This is a genomic window from Clostridium aciditolerans, assembly GCF_016316925.1.
GTDB classification, from domain to species: domain Bacteria; phylum Bacillota; class Clostridia; order Clostridiales; family Clostridiaceae; genus Clostridium_AM; species Clostridium_AM aciditolerans.
The window spans coordinates 12,767-34,686 of sequence record NZ_JAEEGB010000039.1 but is presented as its reverse complement, the minus strand read 5'-3'; the positions used below and the strand labels follow the sequence as shown (position 1 = coordinate 34,686).

Annotated in this window: 16 protein-coding genes and 1 pseudogene; 7 read left to right on the top strand and 10 right to left on the bottom strand. The window is 30.6% G+C overall.

The genetic code is table 11. The annotated features are described in order from the left end of the window. The 3 genes from I6U51_RS21245 to I6U51_RS21235 form a co-directional block, all read right to left on the bottom strand. Window positions 1-540 carry a Gx transporter family protein gene (locus I6U51_RS21245; protein ID WP_246517579.1) on the bottom strand — a complete coding sequence of 180 codons (540 nt, stop codon included), beginning with the start codon at window positions 538-540 and terminating at the stop codon, window positions 1-3. Then, window positions 524-910 carry a NusG domain II-containing protein gene (locus tag I6U51_RS21240; RefSeq protein WP_211144564.1) on the bottom strand — a complete coding sequence of 129 codons (387 nt, stop codon included), beginning with the start codon at window positions 908-910 and terminating at the stop codon, window positions 524-526. The genes I6U51_RS21245 and I6U51_RS21240 overlap by 17 nt, the downstream gene beginning before the upstream one ends. Window positions 911-1,268: 358 nt before the next feature. Next, entirely contained in the window at window positions 1,269-3,113 is a 1,845-nt protein-coding gene (locus I6U51_RS21235) for an NAD(P)/FAD-dependent oxidoreductase (RefSeq protein WP_211144563.1), read from the bottom strand. Window positions 3,114-3,445: 332 nt separating this feature from the next. Here I6U51_RS21235 and I6U51_RS21230 point away from each other — a divergent pair, with 332 nt between their 5' ends. The 4 genes from I6U51_RS21230 to I6U51_RS21215 are packed head-to-tail and all read left to right on the top strand — an operon-like array spanning window position 3,446 to window position 8,740. Further along, window positions 3,446-4,507, top strand: a complete 1,062-nt coding sequence (locus I6U51_RS21230) for an FAD:protein FMN transferase (RefSeq protein WP_211144562.1) — start codon at window positions 3,446-3,448, stop codon at window positions 4,505-4,507. A 31-nt stretch (window positions 4,508-4,538) separates the two neighbouring features. Then, entirely contained in the window at window positions 4,539-5,495 is a 957-nt protein-coding gene (locus I6U51_RS21225) for an ABC transporter substrate-binding protein (RefSeq protein ID WP_211144561.1), read from the top strand. A 31-nt stretch (window positions 5,496-5,526) separates the two neighbouring features. Further along, window positions 5,527-7,452 carry a peptidase U32 family protein gene (locus tag I6U51_RS21220; protein WP_211144560.1) on the top strand — a complete coding sequence of 642 codons (1,926 nt, stop codon included), beginning with the start codon at window positions 5,527-5,529 and terminating at the stop codon, window positions 7,450-7,452. Between the two features lie 13 nt (window positions 7,453-7,465). Then, window positions 7,466-8,740, top strand: a complete 1,275-nt coding sequence (locus I6U51_RS21215) for an aspartate aminotransferase family protein (protein WP_246517578.1) — start codon at window positions 7,466-7,468, stop codon at window positions 8,738-8,740. A 115-nt stretch (window positions 8,741-8,855) separates the two neighbouring features. On the opposite strand, the gene I6U51_RS21210 is transcribed toward I6U51_RS21215, so the two are convergent. Both I6U51_RS21210 and I6U51_RS21205 read right to left on the bottom strand, forming a co-directional pair. After that, a complete protein-coding gene (locus I6U51_RS21210) occupies window positions 8,856-11,465 on the bottom strand; it encodes a cation-translocating P-type ATPase (protein ID WP_211144559.1) in 2,610 nt (869 codons plus the stop codon). A 64-nt stretch (window positions 11,466-11,529) separates the two neighbouring features. Next, window positions 11,530-12,132, bottom strand: a complete 603-nt coding sequence (locus I6U51_RS21205) for a DedA family protein (RefSeq protein ID WP_246517577.1) — start codon at window positions 12,130-12,132, stop codon at window positions 11,530-11,532. Window positions 12,133-12,606: 474 nt separating this feature from the next. On the opposite strand from I6U51_RS21205, the gene I6U51_RS21200 reads away from it, so the two are divergent. After that, the gene (locus I6U51_RS21200) at window positions 12,607-13,209 is read left to right on the top strand and encodes a 3'-5' exonuclease (protein ID WP_211144558.1); all 603 of its coding nucleotides are present in this window, start codon (window positions 12,607-12,609) and stop codon (window positions 13,207-13,209) included. Between the two features lie 167 nt (window positions 13,210-13,376). Here I6U51_RS21200 and I6U51_RS21195 read toward each other — a convergent pair whose 3' ends face one another. The 3 genes and pseudogenes from I6U51_RS21195 to I6U51_RS21185 all read right to left on the bottom strand — a co-directional run. Further along, window positions 13,377-14,378: a rod shape-determining protein gene (locus tag I6U51_RS21195; RefSeq protein ID WP_211144557.1), complete on the bottom strand. Its 1,002-nt coding sequence runs from the start codon at window positions 14,376-14,378 to the stop codon at window positions 13,377-13,379. A gap of 288 nt (window positions 14,379-14,666) precedes the next feature. Next, window positions 14,667-15,425 (bottom strand): GGDEF domain-containing protein, encoded by a 759-nt coding sequence (locus I6U51_RS21190; protein WP_211144556.1) that lies wholly within the window; start codon window positions 15,423-15,425, stop codon window positions 14,667-14,669. 209 nt (window positions 15,426-15,634) lie between these two features. Beyond that, a pseudogene (locus I6U51_RS21185) lies at window positions 15,635-15,799 on the bottom strand (carbamate kinase); the annotation flags it as partial. Between the two features lie 194 nt (window positions 15,800-15,993). On the opposite strand from I6U51_RS21185, the gene I6U51_RS21180 reads away from it, so the two are divergent. Together I6U51_RS21180 and I6U51_RS21175 are read left to right on the top strand one after the other, a co-directional pair. Then, window positions 15,994-16,197 (top strand): hypothetical protein, encoded by a 204-nt coding sequence (locus tag I6U51_RS21180; RefSeq protein ID WP_211144555.1) that lies wholly within the window; start codon window positions 15,994-15,996, stop codon window positions 16,195-16,197. A 237-nt stretch (window positions 16,198-16,434) separates the two neighbouring features. Continuing rightward, window positions 16,435-17,208: a DODA-type extradiol aromatic ring-opening family dioxygenase gene (locus I6U51_RS21175; protein ID WP_211144554.1), complete on the top strand. Its 774-nt coding sequence runs from the start codon at window positions 16,435-16,437 to the stop codon at window positions 17,206-17,208. 96 nt (window positions 17,209-17,304) lie between these two features. Here I6U51_RS21175 and I6U51_RS21170 read toward each other — a convergent pair whose 3' ends face one another. Then, window positions 17,305-18,993: a methyl-accepting chemotaxis protein gene (locus I6U51_RS21170; RefSeq protein ID WP_211144553.1), complete on the bottom strand. Its 1,689-nt coding sequence runs from the start codon at window positions 18,991-18,993 to the stop codon at window positions 17,305-17,307. 156 nt (window positions 18,994-19,149) lie between these two features. Further along, a complete protein-coding gene (gene clpB, locus I6U51_RS21165) occupies window positions 19,150-21,756 on the bottom strand; it encodes an ATP-dependent chaperone ClpB (RefSeq protein WP_211144552.1) in 2,607 nt (868 codons plus the stop codon). Window positions 21,757-21,920: the final 164 nt, after the last annotated feature.

Here is a 21,920-nt window from a genome sequence, read left to right as displayed (position 1 = left end):
CTAACTAAAGTATTTTAATCTTTTTAAATATGATAATAAATATTTAACACATAGACCTACGAACATTCCTGTAACTACCCCTGTTAACATTAATAGAGGTAAATAATAAAATATTTTTGCATTTTCTATAATAATCATTGCAACAATTAATTGCCCTATATTATGAAAAACTCCGCCTACTATACTTACTCCCATAGTACTTACTTTCTCTCTACTTATAGAAATCAATATATACATGACAAAAAAACTTACCACCGCGCCAGCTATACTATATAAGAAGGTTGATGGAGAGCCTCCAATGAAAGAAGTCATTATTGTTCTTAAAATTATAATCGCTAAAGTTTCTTTAAAAGAAAAAAGATATATACAAGTTAATGTTATAATGTTTGCTAAGCCAAGTTTTGCACCGGGTATGGCAAAATTTAAAGGCAGCATTTTCTCTATAATGCTAAGAACCATTGCTTGAGAAACTAACATGGTAATAAAAATCATTTTCTGTGTTCTTGTCATACTTACCGCTGATTTACTTTGACGTTCCATCCACATCAGCCTCCTGAGTTCCTTTTATCTCTATAAATAGTTGATTTGGAAGACAAACTATAAGGTCACCTACCTTATTTTTAAATCCTGCTTTTTCACATATATGGTCATCACATTCTGCCTCTACTACTTCTACTCCGTTGTCATGAATTTTAACAACATTCTTTCCAAAATCACCTTTAATCTCAATACTTTCTGAATGGTTATCTCCAATATTAACCGCCTTATATAATTTGTTTTGTGAATATATGTAAGCATATAATTCATTACTATTCTTTTTTGTATAAAGTTCTTTGTATTTAGTTATTCCAAAAAAAACTCCAGCTACCACTAAAATACTTGCTATTATGATTACATCAAACTTTTTCATCTAATCACCTTCATATCGTTGATTTTACTATAAATATAATTGTTCCCTTAAAATAACTCAATTCAAAATTATTAACTTATAATTTAATATTTGGTAACTATCTATATAATCACAAATGTCCTTTTAAAGCACTCTTTAAAAGGACATTTGATTATAGTTGCCAATTGACAGTGGACCGTGAATGAGGATTTTTTGACCTTACACTACGGAAAATCTTTAATCTATAATATAAGTCTATGTTTAGCATTACAAAAACACATACTTAAAATAAGTTAGTTTTCTGACGTAAGGAAGAAAACTCACCTTCTCTGTCCTCTGTCAATTGTCCTCTATCCTCTAAAAAATGCATCGCATTTTTTTAATCCGTATATAAATAGTATTTCTTTACAATTCTTATCTTTTTCCAATATTTCTTTAATACTGGTAATACATAACAATCTAATCCAAAGACACTTCCTGAACCTCCAATTAGAGCCACCCCAGCACCTAGATACCATAACATTTCATATGGTGCCATTCCCGAAGACCAAACCATAGTACCCATAACAATGGAAGCAATTGATGCAAGTGCTGAAAATAATCCAGCTATTAATAATATTCCAACTACTACTTCCCCTACTACCATGCATGTCTGGAAAATTTTCGCTAAAACTGTAAAACCACCATCTCCTGTGTAAAAGAAAGTATTCATAGACCAATCAACGATATTTTTCAAAAATTCTGGTACTGGTAAAGTTGCTACTTGAGTTGCAGCTTCTGCAACACTTTTAGCTGCTGATGCCGCACTGTTACCATCTACTGATGGTGGTGCTGGTATTAAGAAAATATTTGAAGGATCTTCTATAATCTTAGGAAGCTTATGCAATCCTTGCTCTAACCACTTGTATCCAACAAAAATTCTTAATGGTACTAACCAAAAGTTAGGTGATGATTTAGCAAAATGTCCTCCAACAAAACTTCTTTTATCTTTAACATGGAAAAATTCATGAATTAAATAAGACCAGCACTTATTAAATCCAGCAACTTGGAAAAAGTATACCATGTTAATAAAATGTTTAACGAACATTGCTAAAAAACCTGATAATCCAATGAACTTTCCAGGCATACCGATATGTGCTACACCATAACGTCCACCTATACATACCATAGCACCATGGAAACCTGGCTTGTATGATTTCTTTTGTCCACCTCTTATATCTGTATAAATGTTGTTAGCAATTACTGGAGCTGCTTGCTCTGCATTTTCCACCATCTGAGGAACAGGTCTTTTTTCTCCTTCTGGAATATAGAAAATATTATCTCCAACAACATAAACATTTTCATAATCTACAGCTTGCAATTTATCATTTGTAACAATTCTTTTTCTACCCTGCTGCTGTAACTCCATATTGCCAACAAGGTCTGCTCCTTCAACACCAGCTGCCCATACTACAGTTTTAGTCTTTATACTTCCCTTATCTTTCATTGTTACGGAATCTTTTGTAACTTCTGTAATACCTGCACCTGTTATAATTTCAATATCTAATTTTTCAAGTCTTTTCTCAGCTTTTTTAATTAAATTATCTGGGAAAATCGGTAAAATCTTTGGCATTGCATCTACTACATAAAGTTTTACTTCTTCTTTATCTATATAAAATTCTTTACATAATCTGTTCTTCCATTCTCCTAATTCACCGATCATTTCAATACCAGTAAATCCACCGCCAACTACAACAAAAGTTAAAAGACTTTGTCTTTTTTCTTTATTAGGCTCTTTTACTGCTTGTCTAAACATATTAAGAATATGCTCTTTTAAATTAACTGCATCTTCATATGACCATAGCTTTTGAGTATATTCCTCAGCTCCTGGTATACCAAAGTAAGTTGGTTTAGATCCAGTTCCTATAACTAAATAGTCATAATCATATGAATTGTTTTCTGATTTTAAAGTCTTTTCTTTAAAATCAAAATTAACGATTTCATCGAGTACAACGTTAACATTTCTTTTTGCAAATATTTTTTTCAAATCAATTCTGATAGACTCTTCAGGAGCTCTATTTGCTGCAACTTCATGAAGCTCAGTCAGCAGTGTATGATATGGTTTTTTATCAATAAGTGTTATTTCTACACTTTTATCTTTGCCAAACTTTTTTGCAAGTTTTTTAGCAGTTAGAACTCCACCGTATCCACCACCAATAATTACTATTTTCTTTTTGGTACTCATTAACCTACCTCCTAAAACTGTTAAATACATAAATAATTCCACATTGATAACAATTCAACAATCATGTTATTTTAAACACAATCTTCATACAAATTTTATCATATTCATGGAAATTTTCTACTTTTTCACGGAATTTGTTCATAAAAAATAATTTAGTAATTATTGTTCACAGTTAGGCCATTTACTTAATTTACTTAATCTGTTTAAGCTCTATTACTTCTTTACTATAAAAACCATTAATGTTATAATCTACGTCGTTATATGTTGTCAATAAAAACTTTGATAAAATATTAACCATATTTATCGAACATCTAATATATTAGGAGGAAGCTATGAAATTAACTAAAAAAAAAATTGCTGTTACATTATTTTTTATTGCAACTTTTTCAATTCTTATATTCGGCTTTAAATACCTAGACTTAGATAAAAAATCAAAAACAACTTCCCCACAAAGTAAATCTGGCTATTTTCTAGGAACATATATAAATATCAAAATATATGATAATCCTTCCGACGAAGTATTTAATAATGTATTTGATATACTAAAAGATATAGAAAATAAGATGAGTATAAACATTTCTAATAGTGAAGTATCTAGAATCAATCAAAACTCAGGTCAAGTGGCAGTAAAAGTTTCTCCTGAAACCTTTGAGGTTATTAAAAAGGGAAAATACTATTCAGATTTATCAAAAGGAAATTTTGATATCAGCATAGGTCCTTTAGTAGAGCTTTGGGGCATAGGTTCAAATCATGCTAGAGTACCATCATCTGCAGAAATTGAAGATGCCAAAAACAAGATAAATTATAATGATATTTTATTAGATGAAGACAACAGCACAGTGAAATTAAAAAACAAGAATATGATAATTGATTTAGGTGGCATTGCTAAAGGGTATTCTGCTGACAAAATAGTTGAATACCTTAAATCAAAAGGTATAAAAACTGCAATAATAGACCTTGGTGGAAATATATATGCCCTTGGTAAAAGTCCTACTAAAGACGCCTGGAGTATTGGAATTCAAAATCCTATTGAATCCCGTGGAGAGCACCTTGGAGTACTTAATATTAACAATAAATCCGTTGTTACTTCTGGTGTTTATGAACGTTTCCTTGAAAAGGATGGTAAAAAATATCACCATATACTAAATCCCTTTACTGGATATCCAGTAGAAAATCAGCTAGTAAGTACTACAATTGTTTCAGACAAATCAATTGACGGCGATGCTCTTTCAACAACTCTTTTCACATTGGGAGTAAAGGATGGATTAAAGTTCATTGAATCTATTGAAGATGTAGATGCTATTCTAGTTAACAGTAATAAAGAAGTTTATATAACTTCCGGATTAAAAGACAAATTTAAAGTTACAAATAATGAATATAAAATAGTAAATTAAAAAATTTGCTGTTAAATGGAGGAGATATAATATGAAGAAAAAAATTTTTTTACCCTTATTAATAATTGTTTTTGTTGTTTCTCTCTTAGGCTGTTCCAATAACAAAAATAAAACTGAAGAAAAGCCTGCCAAAGATATGAAACCTATAACAATAGGCGTTATGCCAGACTTAGATTCTGTTCCTTTTATAATTGCTAAAAATAATCGATACTTTGAAGAAGAAGGCATTAAAGTTGATATTAAACACTTCAAAAGTGCAGTTGATAGAGATTCTGCTCTTCAAACTGGAAATCTAGATGGCGCTGTATCTGATATGATTTCTGTTGCTTTACTAAATGATAAAAAATTTAATATTAAAATGACTTCACAAACAGATGGAGGTTTTAAGTTATTATCAGGTAAGAATTCAAATATTGAAAAAATGGACGAAATTAAAGGTAAAAGTATAGGGATTTCTAAAAATACAATAATTGAATATTTAACAGATAGGATGACAAGCTCTTCAAATATTAACCCAGACAGCATAAACAAGGTTTCAGTGCCTCAAATTCCTACAAGATTAGAAATGCTTAAAAACGAAAAAATTGATATGGCTGCTTTACCAGAACCATTGGCAAGCCTTGCCGCTTTAGAGGGTAATAAAGTATTAAGTAGTTCTGATGCATTAAATATCAATGCTGGAGTATTAATATTTACTCAAAATTCTATAGATACAAAAAAAGATGAGATTAAAGCATTTTATAGAGCTTACAATAAAGCTGTAGATTATATAGGCAAAGAGAAAAAAGAAAAATATATTGATTTAGTAATAAAAGAGGCAGGTTTTCCTCCTACAGTTAAGGATTCTTTAACTTTGCCAAAATACACAAAAGCCACTACACCTTCTAAAAGTGAATTTGAAGAAGTTCTAAAGTGGGTTAAAGCTAAAAATCTTATTAAAACTGATTTAAAATTTGATGATGTATCAGATAGCAGCTTAATAAAATAAAATATTATCATTAAGAAAGGTGTATAAATTTATGGCTAGATTTTTTAATAATCGAGAAGTAGAATTACTTGCACCTGCTGGCACATTTGAAATATTTGAAAAAGTTATTCATAGTGGCGCAGATGCAGTATATTTAGGTGGTAAAATCTTAAATATGCGTATGCATAGAAAAGATTATAATCTTACAAATGAAGAACTAAGTAGTGCTGTTAAGATTGCTCATTCATTAAACAAAAAGGTTTATGTAGTAGTAAATAATCTCTTTAATCAAAAGGATTTAAAGGATGCTAAAGAATACTTGAAATTTTTAGAAAGCATACAACCTGATGCTTTAATTATTCAAGATTTAAGTATATTAGAATTAATTAAAGAACTAAACTTAAATCTTAATATACATTCCTCAGTAATGATGAATGTTCATAATTTAGAAAGCATTAAAGCATTAAAAAATTTAGGAATAACTAGAATTGTTGCATCTCGTGAAATGGATTTAAAAACAATTAAAGCTCTATATGCTCAAACTAACATGGAATTTGAGTATTTTGTACATGGTGATATGTGTATATCACATGGTGGACAATGCTTATATAGTGGTATGCTTTTCGGTAAAAGCAGTAATAGAGGTCTTTGCATGAAACCATGCCGCTGGGATTTCAAAATAAAAAAAGATGGTTTAGTTTATCTAACAGAATATCCTATGGCAGTAAAGGATATGTGTATGTACGAACATATACCTGAATTAATCGAAGCAGGTATTATATCTTTTAAGATAGAAGGCAGAATGAGAGATTCTGATTACTTAATTCGCCTTATAAACTTTTACAGTGATGCTATTGATAGATATATTGATGATCCTATATGCTTTGATAGAAAAAAAGATTCTATGAGCATATTTGAAAGCCGTAAAAGAGATTTATCTACAGCATACGCTTTTGAAAAACCTGGTCTTAAAAATATAAATAGGCGCTACGAGGGTACTGGTGTATTTTACAGCCATGGTAAAGTTTTCAGCAATCCAGTAGAAGAGTTTGAAATAACTGAAGATAGAGTACATACCATAAAACAAACTTTACTTGAAAACTTAACTTCAAATAAAAAGCCAATTCTTAGTGTAAGAGTTAATTCTTTTGAACAAGCTAAAATTGCTCTAGAACAAAATGTTGATGCTATTTATCTTTCTGGTGAAGTTTTTGAGCCTAATAAGCCATTTAGTAAAAAAGAAATACTTGAGCTGACCCAAAATAAAAAGCAAAGAAAAATATACCTTGGTCTCCCAAGAATGATGTTTGAAGATGATTTTTCTAAATATACTCATCTACTTAATGAAAATAATCTTGGCTTAGATGGTTTGTTAGTAACTAACTTAGGAGCTATACATAAATTTAAAAATATAAATCTGGAGCTTATTGGTGATTACTGCTTAAATATTTATAATGAATTATCTGCTAACTTCTATAAAAAACAAGGGTTGTCTGTAGCTGCAGTATCCGTAGAAACTCCTTTAAAAGATTTAATTGAAATGGTAAAAAAAGCTCCTATGCCTTTGGAGTTAATTGTTCAGGGTTCACCTGCAGTATTATATTTAGAACATGATTTATACGAAAATATAAAAGTCCATACTCCTTCTAAAAAAGAAGATAATAAATACACGGATAATAATGTATTAGTGCTAGTAGATGATAAAGGCTTTGAACATCCAGTTTACCGTGATAATAACGGAAAAAATTATTTATTGCTTTATAAAGATTTATGTTATCTTCCATTCTTAAAAGAGCTTAATAGTATTGGATTAAGCCGTTTTAGAATTGAAGCTTGTCACTACAACTTAGAGGATTTAACTAGAGTTCTATATTCTTATAGAAAAGCTCTTGATAACTTAGATATATGTAATGAACTATATTCTTCACTAAAACCTATGAAAGCCGGTTATACTCTAGGAGCTTTACAGTTTGATTAAGGAGGTATAAGCTTTGAATAATTTTATAGGACCTGAAAAAATAATTAAAAAGAAAAAAGATTATTTATTCCCATGTTCAAATCATTTTTATAAAAATCCTCCTCAAATAGTTAGAGGTGAAATGCAGTATTTATTTGATTCTGAAGGTAAAAAATATCTAGATTTTTTTGCAGGAGTTTCAGTAATGAATTGTGGTCACTGTAATCCTGAAATACTTGGCGCTGCAATTGAACAAATGCAGAAGCTGCAGCATACTACAACAATATATTTAACTCAGCCTATGGTGGACTTAGCAGAAAAGTTATCTTATTTATTGCCCGGAGATATAAATCATTCCTTCTTCTGCTGTTCCGGTTCTGAGGCAAATGAAGGGGCTCTTTTATTAGCTCGTTTATATACAGGTAAACATAAGTTTATTGCATTAAAAAACAGCCTTCACGGGCGTACCTATTTAACAATGAGCGCAACAGCAATTCCAATGTGGAGAACTGATCCAAACCTAGATGATTGTTTTACTTTTGTACAAAATGCATATAGCAAAGATAAACCCCTCGATATAGCTGCTGCTGAATCATTAAATGCAGTAGAAGAAGCTATAAAAAATATAGGTTCTGAAAATATTGCCGCATTGATAGCTGAACCTATTCAAGGTAATGGCGGCATAATAACTCCACCTCAGTGGTATTTTAAAGACTTAAAGAAGCTTTTAGAAAAACATAATATACTTTTAATCATTGATGAAATTCAAACAGGTTTTGCAAGAACAGGAAAAATGTTTGCAATAGAAAACTATGATGTTGTTCCAGATATTATTACTGTTGCAAAAGCTCTAGGAAATGGTGTGCCTATTGGAGCCTTCTGCACAAATGATAAATTAGCAGCGACCTTTAACAAACCCTCAGCTTCTACCTTAGGCGGTAATCCTGTTTCCAGTGCAACAGCGATTGCTGTACTGGATTATATAGAGAATAATAATCTATGTGAAAGAGCCTCAAATTTAGGTGAAAAGCTAAAAAATAAATTAATTAAGCTTAAAAATAAATATTCAATTATTAAAGATGTTAGAGGCATTGGACTTATGCTGGGCGTTGAACTAATAGACCAAGATGGAGATCCAGCTTCATATCAAACAGATATTATTCTTGAAGCATTGAAGGATAAAGGTATAATTATAGGTAAGAATGGTTTAGATAGAAACGTTTTAGCCTTTCAACCACCTCTTGTTATCACTGAGGATAATATAAACTTTTTGATAGCCGAATTAGATAATGTATTAAGTGAACTTTAATCCTTATATCTTATTAAGCAGTATCAGTTATTATTTTAAAATGGTTATAAAAAATCTGACATAATAAATATATATGTCAGATTTTTATAATTAAAATATATTTCTAAATGGAATATTACTTTTCAGGTTTTATAAATACTAATTTATAGATTTGAACTACAATTAATGGAATAAAGGACAATCCATATATATATCCATGTTGGCTAGCATTTAATGCTGTGACTTCGAATATTCCCATAAGTGGTCTAAAGGTTAGGACTGCTGTTAGAAGCAAATAACCAACTATAGTCGCAATCCATATATACTTATTTGAAAATACTCCTATTTTAAATATTGATTCTTTAGATCTTGAATTAAATCCATGTATCAGTCTTGCTAAACACAAAGTAGCAAAAGCCATTGTGCTTGCAACTGAAGCATCCCCTGTTGATAATCCTATATGAAAGGCTATAATAGTACTTAATGCTATTAGCATCCCTTCTAAAATAACTTCTAATGCAAAGGACTTGTTGAGGATTGGAACATTTACATCCCTTGGTTTTTCTTTCATAATGTTTTGATTATAGGGCTCAAGTCCTATAGCTATAGCTGGAAGACTATCTGTAACTAAATTGATAAATAAAAGTTGAACTGGAGCAAAAGGAACAGGTAATGCTCCTAAGGAGGCATAAAGTACAGATAGTATTCCTGCAGTATTTCCCGATAGTAAAAACTTTATAGAATTTTTGATGTTTTCATATATGCTTCTTCCGTTTGATATAGCCTTCACAATAGTTGAAAAGTTATCATCTGTTAGTACCATAGATGCAGCATCCTTTGCAACTTCTGTACCTGTTATTCCCATGGCAATTCCTATATCAGCCTGCTTCAAAGCTGGTGCATCATTTACACCATCTCCTGTCATTGCAACTATGTTGCCTCTCTCCTGCCAAGCTCTTACTATTCTTATTTTGTGCTCAGGTGATACTCTAGCATAGACGGAAATATCCTGAACCTTTTGCTTCAATTCTTCATCACTTATATTTTCTAATTCAAAACCCTCCATAGCTTCTTTTTCATCTTTTAGTATACCTATTTGTTTTGCTATGGCGGATGCAGTTATCTTATGGTCACCTGTTATCATTACTGGTTTAATGCCAGCTCTGATGCAGTTTGCCACTGCTTCTGCAGACTCAAGCCTTGGTGGGTCCATCATAGCTACAAGTCCTACAAAGGTTAAGTCCTTTTCATCTTCTAGACTAATATCTTTGCCTTCTTCTATATCTTTATATGCAAAAGCTAGTACTCTAAGTCCATTCTTTGAAAAATCTTTATTTATCTTTTCTATTTCCTTTTTATCTTCTTCAGTAAGTTCTTTTATTCCATTTGAGGTTTCTATCTTTACAGCTCTCAATAAAAGTACATCCAGTGCACCCTTCGTAATTATAATTGGCCTATCTTTAAGCTTACTAACAGTACTCATCAATTTTCTATCAGAATCAAAGGGTATCTCTCCTAATCTTGGATAGTCCTTTCTGATAGATAGCTCGTCCATGTCATATATTTCACCCAAGTTAACTAGTGCAACTTCAGTTGGATCACCAATTTCCTTTTTTTCGGTAGTAATAGCATCATTACATAATAATGCCATTAGTATAAGCTTCTTCTCTATAACCTTATTTTTATCCAAATCATCATGGTTCAGTACCTTGTTGTCAACGTAGATCTTTTGAACTGTCATCTTATTTTGTGTCAAGGTTCCTGTTTTATCTGAACAGATTACAGAAATACTACCAAGGCTTTCAACTGCGTGAAGCTTTCTCACTATGGCATTTTTCTTAGCCATCTTTTGAGTTCCAAGAGCAAGCACTATAGTTACTATAGAGCTTAATGCCTCTGGAATAGCTGCTACCGCAAGGGATACTGCAAACATAAAGGAATCAATTATTTCACGTCCTCTAAATATATCCAAGGCAAAGATAAACGCTGATATAGCAAGTATAACAATAGCAAGTTTTCTTCCAAAGCTATCTAAGCTTGCTTGAAGAGGTGTTTTCTTTTCCTTTGCATTCTCAAGCAAATTAGCTATCTTACCAATCTCAGTATTCATACCTATACCAGTAACTAGTACAACTGCTCTACCATAGGTCACAAAACTCCCAGAGAACACCATATTCTTCCTGTCTCCAATTGATATGTTGTCCACATCTATTGGTTCACTCACCTTTAACACACTTTCAGATTCTCCTGTTAGAGAACTTTCATTTACCTGAAGGCTGTAAGTTTCTAGTATTCTACCATCTGCACTTACATAATCTCCAGCATCAAAATATAAAATATCTCCTACTACTAGCTCCCGTGAAGGAATTTCTACCTTTTGTCCATTTCTTAGAACTTTAGCCGTTGGTGACGAAAGAGCCTTAAGACTTTTCAAGGACTGCTCAGCCTTAATATGCTGTATAGTTCCAAGAATCGCATTGATTGTTATTACTACCATAATTACAAGCGTGCTTTCAAGTTTTCCAAGAAAAGCAGATATAAGTGCCGCAGCTAATAATATAATAACCAAAAAGTCTTTAAACTGATCGATAAATACCTGTAAGTGACTCTTCCTTGCAGCTTCTTCTAATTCATTAAAGCCATATTGCTCTCTTCTCTTTTTTATCTCTTCATCATTTAAACCTTTATCTGTAACACCTAACGTTTCTATAACTTCATTTGACGATTTCTTGTAAAATTCATTCATTATACATCCCCCTTAAAACTTCTATCAAATTTTATTATCATAAATTCATAAGAACTCTGCCCTGCTACTTACTGCACACCTTGTATTTTTTTCTTTTATAAATAGCTGTTATAATCACTATTCCAATAATAACTGAAGCAAATATACTATATTGCTTCATGATAAATTCAATGTAACTCCAATTATGGCCTATAAAATATCCTAGTGTAATAAGTATTGAATTCCATATCATTATTCCTATCATTGAAAATAAGATAAATGTTGTCATACCTAATTTAGTTGTCCCGGCTATGATTGAAATGTATGTACGAGTCAGTGGAACTAATCTTGTAAAAAGCACTGCTAGCTTGCCATATTTTTCAAACCACTTATTTATTACTTCAATACTTCCTTTTATCTTTGGAAATTTTACTTTCATTTTTTCTATTAGAGGATTTCCACCATAATATCCTAAAAGGTAGCATAAAAGAGAACCAATTAATCCTCCAATAATACTTGAAAATATTGCTCCAAAGTATGTAATCTTTTCCTGCGCTGCAGTAACCCCGATGAAAGGCAATATAACTTCACTAGGCATCATAGGAAAACAAGCATATTCTAAAGCAGTAATTGCTATTACTGCAGCATAGCCTACTTCATTAACTATGTACATAAGCTGATTTGCCAAAGTATTTACAAAGTCTATAATAATCACCTCCTCACTTTGCTCATTTTTACTTTACAAACTAAAAATTTAGCTAAAATAAAAGACTCTATAGCTAGAAAAATTCCTAGCTATAGAGTCTCACTAAACATTAAATGTTATCAAAGCCGGGATTTTATCCGAAATGACGACTTTGAATCCTGTTAAATTACAGGCAGTTACTCCCTCTATAAATATGGTTTTTATTATTATATATTATATATTTATTAACTATATTATCATCAAATTAAAATCATGTCAACTATTTATATATGTATTTGCTATCATAATTATAAGATTTCTGAATAAATTCTCAGAACCATAACTCTATATAAACTTAATTAATAAAATTAATTATTGGAAGCTAATGTTGAAAATATGTTTTTATGAAGCTATAATAAATAATTGTAGTAAAAAAGAAATGAATTTAACATAACACACTAAGGAGATTGTAATTTTATGAAAAAGATTTTTATAGATACAGAAACTACAGGCTTAGAACCTGGTGAAATTCTACAACTTACATATTGCGTATGTGATATAAATGATTCTGGAGAAGAAAAAGTTTCTTTTGCGAAAAATTTCTTTTTTGCCGTAGATTATATTGATCCTTCAGCAGAAGCAGTTCATGGCTTTGATATAAAGACATTAAAAGTTCTATCTAATGGACGCAAATTCAAAGATGTAGCTAAAGAAGTAGCTGAAGATTTAAATGGTGGTATATTTATTGCCCACAATGTAAGATTTGATCAGAAGTTTATCACTGCAGAATTTAATAGATTAAACAATATAAATTGGTCGCCAAAAGGATTTTTTTGTACTATGGAATTCTTCAAATCAATAGTAAAGGCAACAACAAAAACCGGTAGATTAAAGAATCCTAGATTGGAAGAAACCATGACCTTTCTTGAGGTGAATGAGTCTACAGTTCTTAAAGGAGCAAAGAGGCTTTTTAACTGCAAAGAGGTTGGTTTTCATGATGCCAGATATGATGTGGCAGGTCTTGTATCTTGTTATTACAGAGCTAAAAAACTAGGATATGATTTAGATAAGGCTATATAATAAAATTCCTTTACTCTTTATCATCACCTGCTGGTTTAATGGTTAAACTATGGCTTCATCTTATTTTCTTAACAAATAAGTATAAAGTTATAAGGTAAAAAGTTGACTTATATAGAGATATAAGTCAACTTTTTTGTTTGGAGTTTTATATTTCTTTTAAGTCTATATTAAACCTTATCTATCATATCCAAACACTTACCTGCACCAAGCACAACACATTCAAGAGGATTTTCTGCAATACAAGTAGGTATATGTATTTCACTATGTATAAGCTTGTCTAATCCTTTTAAAAGTGCGCCACCACCGGAAAGCACTATTCCTTTGTCCATTATATCTGCTGCAAGCTCTGGCGGAGTTTGTTCAAGAGTGGCTTTAATTGCTTCAATTACTAAAGCTACTGGCTCTTTCAAAGCTTCTCGTATTTGACTTTCTGTTATAGTAATAACCTTTGGAAGCCCTGTCATTAAATCTTGTCCTCTTATTTGCATATCTTTTTCTACTTCATCCTCATCTTCATAGGCGGAACCTAGTTCAATTTTAACATCTTCCGCTGTTCTTTCTCCTATCATTACATTAAACTCTCTTTTAATATAATTAATAATTGTATCGTCTAATTCATCTCCTGCAACTTTTACAGTATTACTTGTAACAATTCCTCCTAGAGAGACAACTGCCACCTCAGTAGTACCTCCACCTATATCGATGATCATGCTTCCAACTGGTTCATCTACAGGCAGACCTGCTCCTATAGCTGCAGCTACAGGCTCCTCAATTAGCATAATCTTACGTGCTCCAACCTGGCTTGCTGCCTCATTAATTGACCTTTTCTCAACCTCGGTAACTTCTGAAGGATGACAAATTACAATTCTAGAATTTTTGAAAGCACCTTTGCCACTAGCCTTTTCAATAAATTTTTTAAGCATTTGCTGAGCAATATCAAAGTTGGCAATTACTCCATCTCTTAATGGTCTAATAGTTGCAATATTTTCAGGCGTTCTACCTATCATATTCTTAGCCTCTAAACCAACGGCTAGTACTTGTCTATTTGTAGTATTTATAGCTACAACGGAAGGCTCTCTTAATAAAATACCCTTTCCTTTTGCATATACTAAAGTATTTGACGTCCCTAAATCTATCCCTATATCTCTAGACGTTACAAAAAATCCCATCAAAATTTCTCCTTTCAAATTTACAATATATCTTTAAGATAATATTGAGGATAATGTATGGAAAAGTAGATTTGTATTTTTCATAAAGTCCCCTACATACTTGTTTTACAGTATATATTTAATTAAGCCGTTTTTCAACACATAAACATTTCCTATGATTCCATAAATTATTATAATGATGAGATTTTTGGGATATATGATTACCAACTCCAAAACCTATAGAAACCAAATAAATCACTAATTTCTTATATTCTCAGATACTTTTCCTTCTCTAATATTAATATAAAACTAAGCATGTATCTTTCTGCTTTTTTTATCGCCGTACATCTTTTTATCTGCAACTTTTATTAACTCTTCAAGAGCATCTCCATCATAAGGAAATAATGAGTATCCCAAACTTATTCCAGTGTTTTTTTCAGTAAAAATTTCATATACCAACTGTTTTATTTTTAATAAGACCTGCTGCACTTGTTGTGTATCTTGATATTCTAAAATTATAACAAACTCATCTCCTCCAATTCTTCCAACATATCCTTTTTCTCCTATTGCATCAGTTATAATTTTAGCAGTACTTATAATATACTTATCTCCCTGAAGATGACCATATTTATCATTAATTTTCTTCATTCCATCAAGATCGCAAACAATAACGAAAAAAGGATTGTTTGATTCGCAAATTGTTTTATATACTCTTTCTATTCCTGTTCTATTAAATAAACCTGTCATTGCATCTTTTAAAGTCATTTCCTCAAGCTTTTCAATTACTTTTTTTGTATAATGACTCCACAGTATTACACCTGATGTATAAATAATCGCTCCCAATGTAAAGAGTATTCTTATAAGTATGTGCACATGTTGAGTCTTAATCATAGGTGATACCATATCAAGAAATGTAGCAATTGTAAATAACAATAGTCCTAAAAATAAAATAATAAATGTGTATGTTCTAAATTGCCATTTTCGCCTTGTAAAAATTGATAATCTTATCATATAAAGGAGTAGGATTAAAACAAATAAAAACACAATTATTTTTTTAATATCAAACATAGAAATCTCCTAAAAATGCATATTTATTTATAATTTTTAATATTTTATTCTTATTTCAGTATATCAAATTATTTTTATTTATAGTATTAATATAATTCTGTTTCATAATAAAATTATCAATAATATTTTACTCAACAAAAAACCTAAGGATATATTAATATCCTTAGGCTGGGAATGAGAGTTTTTTGAAGACTATGAATAACTAAATTTTAGTTATCAACAACTAAAGTGCCAGTTTTTCCTTCTATACCTTCTTTAGCTTTTTCAAGAGAAGTAATTAAGGACTTTCTACCTTTTTTGCTTTCAGCAAATTTTAATGCTGCCTCAACCTTTGGAAGCATAGAAACTGGCGCAAAGTGGCCTTCTTTAATGTACTGTTTTGTTTCTTCAACATTTAATTCTATCAACCACTTCTGATTTTATTAAAGACTCTATAACGTCTTTCTCAACTATATCTAATTGTTTATCCTTATTATAAACACTTTGAGTCTTCCTGGAATAAAATATTTTTATAACCATGAGCTAAATAATTATAATTTTACAAAGTATTTTTTAAGGAGTGATCTTTATGGGTTTTATGAATATTCCTACCAAAACTTTGGGAGGTAAAGTATTTTGGTATACTTTAAAATCGAAAAATGGATGGAAGCTTCAACAAAATAAATTTACTTTTCACTATAGAATTCTAGATCCAGAAAATGTTAGGCGTGATTGGGGAACAGATTTAGATGATATTAATAAAGCTTTTGATTTATTTACAGGTAGTTATTAAATATTAATTTCCCCTAGCATTAAACTAGGGGATAAAATTCTATTTTCATATAATTATTAATATACTCTATCGCAGATCTCAGTTCATCATAATCTTCTAAGTTTATCTTACCATTTTATGCAATATATTAATAACTATCTTTATTTACAAATAATAATTATTAATATATACTATTATTATACTATTAAAGATTGCTTATTATATAAAGAATAATAAGATATGAAAGAGGTGTTATAGATGCTTCCATCGTTATTTATAGGACATGGTGCTCCAAATATCATATTTCAAAACAATGAATATACAGAATTTTTAAGAAACTATGCTAAAACCATAAACAAACCTAAGGCCATAGTTATATTCTCGGCTCACTGGGAGTCTAATATTCAATCCATAGGCTCTTCTGAAAACTATGACATGATATATGATTTCTATGGATTTGAAGAAGAATTATATACTATACAATATAAAAATAGATCTGATAAGGATTTGGCACTTAAGGTTCAAGAGCTACTTAAAACAAATGGAATTTCCAGCAATTTAGACATTAAAAGAGGAATTGATCATGGTGCATGGACGGTACTTAAACTTATTTATCCTAACATAGATATACCTGTTATAAATATGTCAGTAAATATTAAGTTATCAAATGAGGAACAATATAACATAGGAAAAGCATTAGAAGCTTTGAAAAAAGAGGATGTACTTATTATTTGCAGCGGTGGAATAGTTCATAATCTTTCTATGTTAAATTATACTTCTGAGAATAATATAAATTCATGGGCCTATGATTTTAATACTTGGATTAAAGACAAATTATATAAATGGGATTTGACTCAATTGTTCAATTATGAAAAAATAGCTCCTTATTCAAAGCTTGCAGTCCCAAGGAGTGAGCATTTTATACCTTTATTAATTGCAATGGGTGCTGGTGACACTAATAAATCTCCAAACTTATTGAAGAGCATATATCAATATGGAAACCTGAGCCTTGATTTTTGGGAATTTAAATAAGAGGATACAAATTCACTGAACACATTTTACCAAAAGATATAATGTGTTCAGTGAATTTGCTTCAAGTTAGAATAATTTTTTAACACCACCTGATAATCAAACAGTTTTGAATTTATTAACCAAATTGTTCAACTCTTCAGCTAAATTGTTTAATTTTGAAGACATTTCACTAGACTCTGAAATATTTTCTGTTTGAATATCTATGCTATTTGCTATTTTATCTATGACTAAAGATATCTGAGAATTACTATTATTTATCGATTCCATATTTGTTGAAAGTTCTTCAATAGAAGCACTTTGTTCTTGAGAACCAGATGCTATATTTTCAATTCTACTATTTATATTCTGAATTCCATTTATTATATCTTGGAGTTGATTATATACATCCCCTACCATAATATCTCCCTGCTTAATATTTTCTACTACATCCATAGTAGAACTAATAGTGTCATTAATTATTTCTTGAATACTACTTACAATCTCTGAAATCACTCTTGTAGAATTAATGTTGTTATCAGCTAACTTTCTAATTTCTTCTGCAACCACGCTAAAGCCTTTACCATTTTCTCCAGCTCTAGCAGCTTCTATAGAAGCATTTAAAGCTAATAAATTTGTCTGATCCGTAATCTGCTTAATGGTATCAACTATTCTTTCTATTTCTTTAGCCTTGATTCCTAAATTTTTGTTTAATTCTACAGTATTAGATGATATTTTTTTTATTTTGTCCATTTCCATTTTAGCTTCTAATGCAACTTTACCACTTTGAAATGCAATATCATTTATTTGTTCCGACATACTAGATATCTCCTGTGTGCCTTCAGCTGTATTATATGATGCCTGTGCTATATTATCTACAGTTGCTGTGACCTCTTCTACAGAACTAGCTATACTTTCAATATCATTTTTCACATTTGTAACACTATTATTTATTTCCATTGCTCTATCTTCTATCTTAATGCTACTTTTATTCAAAGTTTTAGAACTATTAGCAACGGTAACTGAATTATTTTTAATATTTCCTATCATTTGAGATAGTTTGTCCATAAAATTATTAAAAGAATGTGCCATAATACCTATTTCATCTCTCGATTTTATGCTTATTCTTTCTCTTAAATCCCCTTCTCCCATTTCTAGATCTTTAAGAATTACTAGCATACTATTAATTGGTTTTGTTATGCCTTTAGTAAGCCTTAAAATTATGAAGATAGATACTACTAATGAAACAGTACCTAATGCTAAAGATATTATTAAACTATTATTCATTCTATTGGTAATATTCTCAAGCTCTATATCCATAGAATTTTTACTATCTTCACTTAATTGCTTAGTTTCATTTGATAATTTTATGGCCATTGGATCAAACTGTTCCATCAATATATTTCCTTGTTCATAGCCTTTATCTATATACGTATGACTCATATTAACTCCAAGCTCATAAAACTTATCAAAATCACTGTTTATATTTTCAATTCTATCTTTCATTTTTGGATTAACTTCTTCTAATTTCTTTATTGAATCTTTAAATTCTTTTTTGTATTTATCAGCTTCATTAAAGCCATCTGTATTTTTTGTCGCCGATGCATCAGAGAGAAACTGCTGCACTTGAATAATGGATTCATTAATATGAGTTGAATACTCTACCTGTTTATAAGTGAGTTCTCTAACGTTTGTAATGCCATCCTTATTTTTTTGAATTATATTTATACTTATTATAATATTTATAAAAAAGGTTATTAAAATGATACTAAATACAATTGCTAATTTATGTCCTATCTTAAGATTCATCAATATTCCTCCTTAGTATGAAATTACTCTTATTATACGCTAATTACTAAAAATATTAAATAATTGTCTTTATAAAGTTTTATTTATTAATTAATAACAAACTGCCGAAAAAATAAGATGACAAGAGAAAAATACTCTTGCCATCTTATTTTTTCATCAATTCAATTCATTTTTAATTACAATATTGTCACCATCAGTATCAATGTTTATAATACATCCATCATAGATTTCACCAGCTATTATCTTTCTAGCTATGCTTGTTTCTAATGTATTTTCAATGTATCTTTTTAGCGGTCTAGCTCCATAAACAGGATCGTAGCCTTCCTTAGCTAAAAGTTCCTTAGCGGCTTCTGTAATTTTCATAGTAATATTTCTATTCTGAAGTCTCTTTCTCACATCTTGCAGGAATATATCTATTATCTTCTTAATTCCTTCATTACTTAACGGTTTGAATAATATTATGTCATCTAATCTATTTAGGAATTCAGGCTTGAATCTTCCCTTCATCTCATTCATTACAGCAGCTCTAATATTCTCATCTATAGAGTTTTCACCCTTGTTTTCTAAAAGATAGCTACTTCCTATATTAGAGGTCATTATTATTATAGTATTCTTAAAGTCTATAGTTTTTCCTTTGTTATCTGTAAGTCTTCCATCATCTAAAATTTGAAGGAATACATTAAACACATCTTCATGAGCCTTCTCAATTTCATCAAATAAAATTACTGAATAAGGCCTTCTTCTAACCGCTTCTGTTAGCTGACCACCTTCTTCATAGCCTACGTATCCTGGAGGAGCTCCTATAAGTCTTGATACTGAATACTTTTCCATATACTCGGACATGTCTATTCTTATGATGTTTTCTTCACTGTCAAATAAATTTCTAGCTAAAGTCTTTGCAAGCTCTGTTTTACCTACTCCAGTTGGTCCTAGGAATATAAAGGAACCAATTGGTCTTTTTTCATCCTTCATCCCCGCTCTTGCTCTAATAACTGCATTTGATACACTTCTAACTGCCTCTTCTTGACCTATAACTCTCTTTTGTAAATCCTCTTCTAATTTTAATAGTTTTTCACGTTCTCCCTCTACTAATTTAGACACAGGAATTCCAGTCCATTTAGCTACTACATCGGATATTTCATTATCCGTTACCTCTTCTTTTAGCAGCGCTCCTTCATAATTTTCCTTCATAGACTCTTCTTTTTCCTTTATTTCTGCTTCAAGATTTGGAATAAGTCCATATCTTAATTCTGCCACCTTATTTAAGTCATATTCTCTTTCGTATTTTTCAATATTTCCTCTTGCTTCATCTAATTGAGCTTTTAAATTTCTTATTTCTAGGATATGACCTTTTTCCTTTTCGTACTTAGCAGTCATTTCATCATTTTTTCCCTTAAGCTCTGCAAGTTCTTTACTTAATATTTGAAGTCGTGCTTTTGATGCCTTATCATTTTCTTTTGATAGAGCCTCTCTTTCAGTTTCTAATTGGAATAGCTTTCTTCTAACCATATCTAGTTCCGTTGGAAGAGAATCTATTTCGCTTCTTATCATAGCGCCAGCTTCATCTATTAAATCAATTGCCTTATCTGGTAAAAATCTTCCTTGAATATATCTATCTGAAAGTTTTGCTGCCGCTACAATAGCAGAATCATGAATTCTAATACCATGATGTATTTCAAATCTTTCCTTTAAACCTCTAAGTATAGAAATGGTGTCTTCTACAGTAGGCTCATCAACAGAAACCTTCTGGAACCTTCTCTCCAGGGCCTTATCCTTTTCAATATATTGTCTATATTCATCAAAGGTGGTTGCACCTATACAATGAAGTTCTCCTCTTGCAAGTAAAGGCTTAATAAGGTTACCTGCATCCATGGCTCCATCAGTTTTTCCAGCTCCCACTATAGTATGAATTTCATCTATAAATAATATTATTCTTCCGTTTGAGCCTTGTACTTCCTTAAGTACAGCTTTTAATCTCTCTTCAAACTCTCCCCTGTATTTAGCACCAGCAATTAAAGCTCCCATATCTAAAGAGAATATTATCTTATCCTTTAACCCTTCTGGTACATCACCTCTTATAATTCTTTCAGCTAATCCCTCTACTATGGCAGTTTTACCTACACCAGGCTCTCCAATTAGTACTGGGTTGTTTTTAGTTCTTCTTGAAAGAATTCTAACAGTTCTTCTTATTTCTTCATCTCTCCCTATAACAGGATCTAACTTATGCTTTTTAGCTAATTCCACTAAATTTGTTCCATACTTAGCTAGTGCATCATAAGTTCCCTCAGGATCTTGCGTATCAACTCTTTGACTTCCTCTAACTTGTGATAATACCTTCATAAAATCTGATTTTTGTATATTGAATTTATTCAGTATGTTTCCAACCACACCTTTATTGTCTATATCCATAATAGCTATCATAACATGTTCTACGCTTATATAAGAGTCTTTAAACTTTTCAGCTATAGAGCCTGCTTTAACTAAGACTTCTTCTATTCTTCTAGTTGCATAAACTCCTGAGCTTTGTGCACCCTCTCCTAAAACCTTAGGCATTTTATCTAATTGAAGATGTGTATCTTTCTTTAGCTCTTTTAAATTTATACCCATTTTTTCAAATATATTAGGTACTAATCCGTCCTCTTGATTTAGCAAAGCTGAAAATAGATGAATTGCATCCACTTGTTGATGATTATACTTAACCGCCATTAGCTGAGCCTCATTTAAGCTTTGTTGTACTCTTATAGTCATTTTTTCTATATTCATGATTAATTTTCACCTCGACCTGTTATTATATTGCTCTTTAATAAAAGAATAATACAAAAGTCAAAGAAAGTCAAAGTATATTTTAAATTATCTATGAAATATTTAGCAAACTGTAACTAAATTGTAACAAAAGAGTTATATGATATATTTATACCAAGTAATAA

Excerpts from the sequence above, each read along its gene's own strand:
- I6U51_RS21245 (WP_246517579.1), bottom strand. The coding sequence starts at position 540 with ATGGAACGTCAAAGTAAATCAGCGGTAAGTATGACAAGAACACAGAAA.
- I6U51_RS21240 (WP_211144564.1), bottom strand. The coding sequence starts at position 910 with ATGAAAAAGTTTGATGTAATCATAATAGCAAGTATTTTAGTGGTAGCT.
- I6U51_RS21235 (WP_211144563.1), bottom strand. The coding sequence starts at position 3,113 with ATGAGTACCAAAAAGAAAATAGTAATTATTGGTGGTGGATACGGTGGA.
- I6U51_RS21230 (WP_211144562.1), top strand. The coding sequence starts at position 3,446 with ATGAAATTAACTAAAAAAAAAATTGCTGTTACATTATTTTTTATTGCA.
- I6U51_RS21225 (WP_211144561.1), top strand. The coding sequence starts at position 4,539 with ATGAAGAAAAAAATTTTTTTACCCTTATTAATAATTGTTTTTGTTGTT.
- I6U51_RS21220 (WP_211144560.1), top strand. The coding sequence starts at position 5,527 with ATGGCTAGATTTTTTAATAATCGAGAAGTAGAATTACTTGCACCTGCT.
- I6U51_RS21210 (WP_211144559.1), bottom strand. The coding sequence starts at position 11,465 with ATGAATGAATTTTACAAGAAATCGTCAAATGAAGTTATAGAAACGTTA.
- I6U51_RS21200 (WP_211144558.1), top strand. The coding sequence starts at position 12,607 with ATGAAAAAGATTTTTATAGATACAGAAACTACAGGCTTAGAACCTGGT.
- I6U51_RS21195 (WP_211144557.1), bottom strand. The coding sequence starts at position 14,378 with ATGGGATTTTTTGTAACGTCTAGAGATATAGGGATAGATTTAGGGACG.
- I6U51_RS21190 (WP_211144556.1), bottom strand. The coding sequence starts at position 15,425 with ATGTTTGATATTAAAAAAATAATTGTGTTTTTATTTGTTTTAATCCTA.
- I6U51_RS21180 (WP_211144555.1), top strand. The coding sequence starts at position 15,994 with ATGGGTTTTATGAATATTCCTACCAAAACTTTGGGAGGTAAAGTATTT.
- I6U51_RS21175 (WP_211144554.1), top strand. The coding sequence starts at position 16,435 with ATGCTTCCATCGTTATTTATAGGACATGGTGCTCCAAATATCATATTT.
- I6U51_RS21170 (WP_211144553.1), bottom strand. The coding sequence starts at position 18,993 with ATGAATCTTAAGATAGGACATAAATTAGCAATTGTATTTAGTATCATT.
- clpB (WP_211144552.1), bottom strand. The coding sequence starts at position 21,756 with ATGAATATAGAAAAAATGACTATAAGAGTACAACAAAGCTTAAATGAG.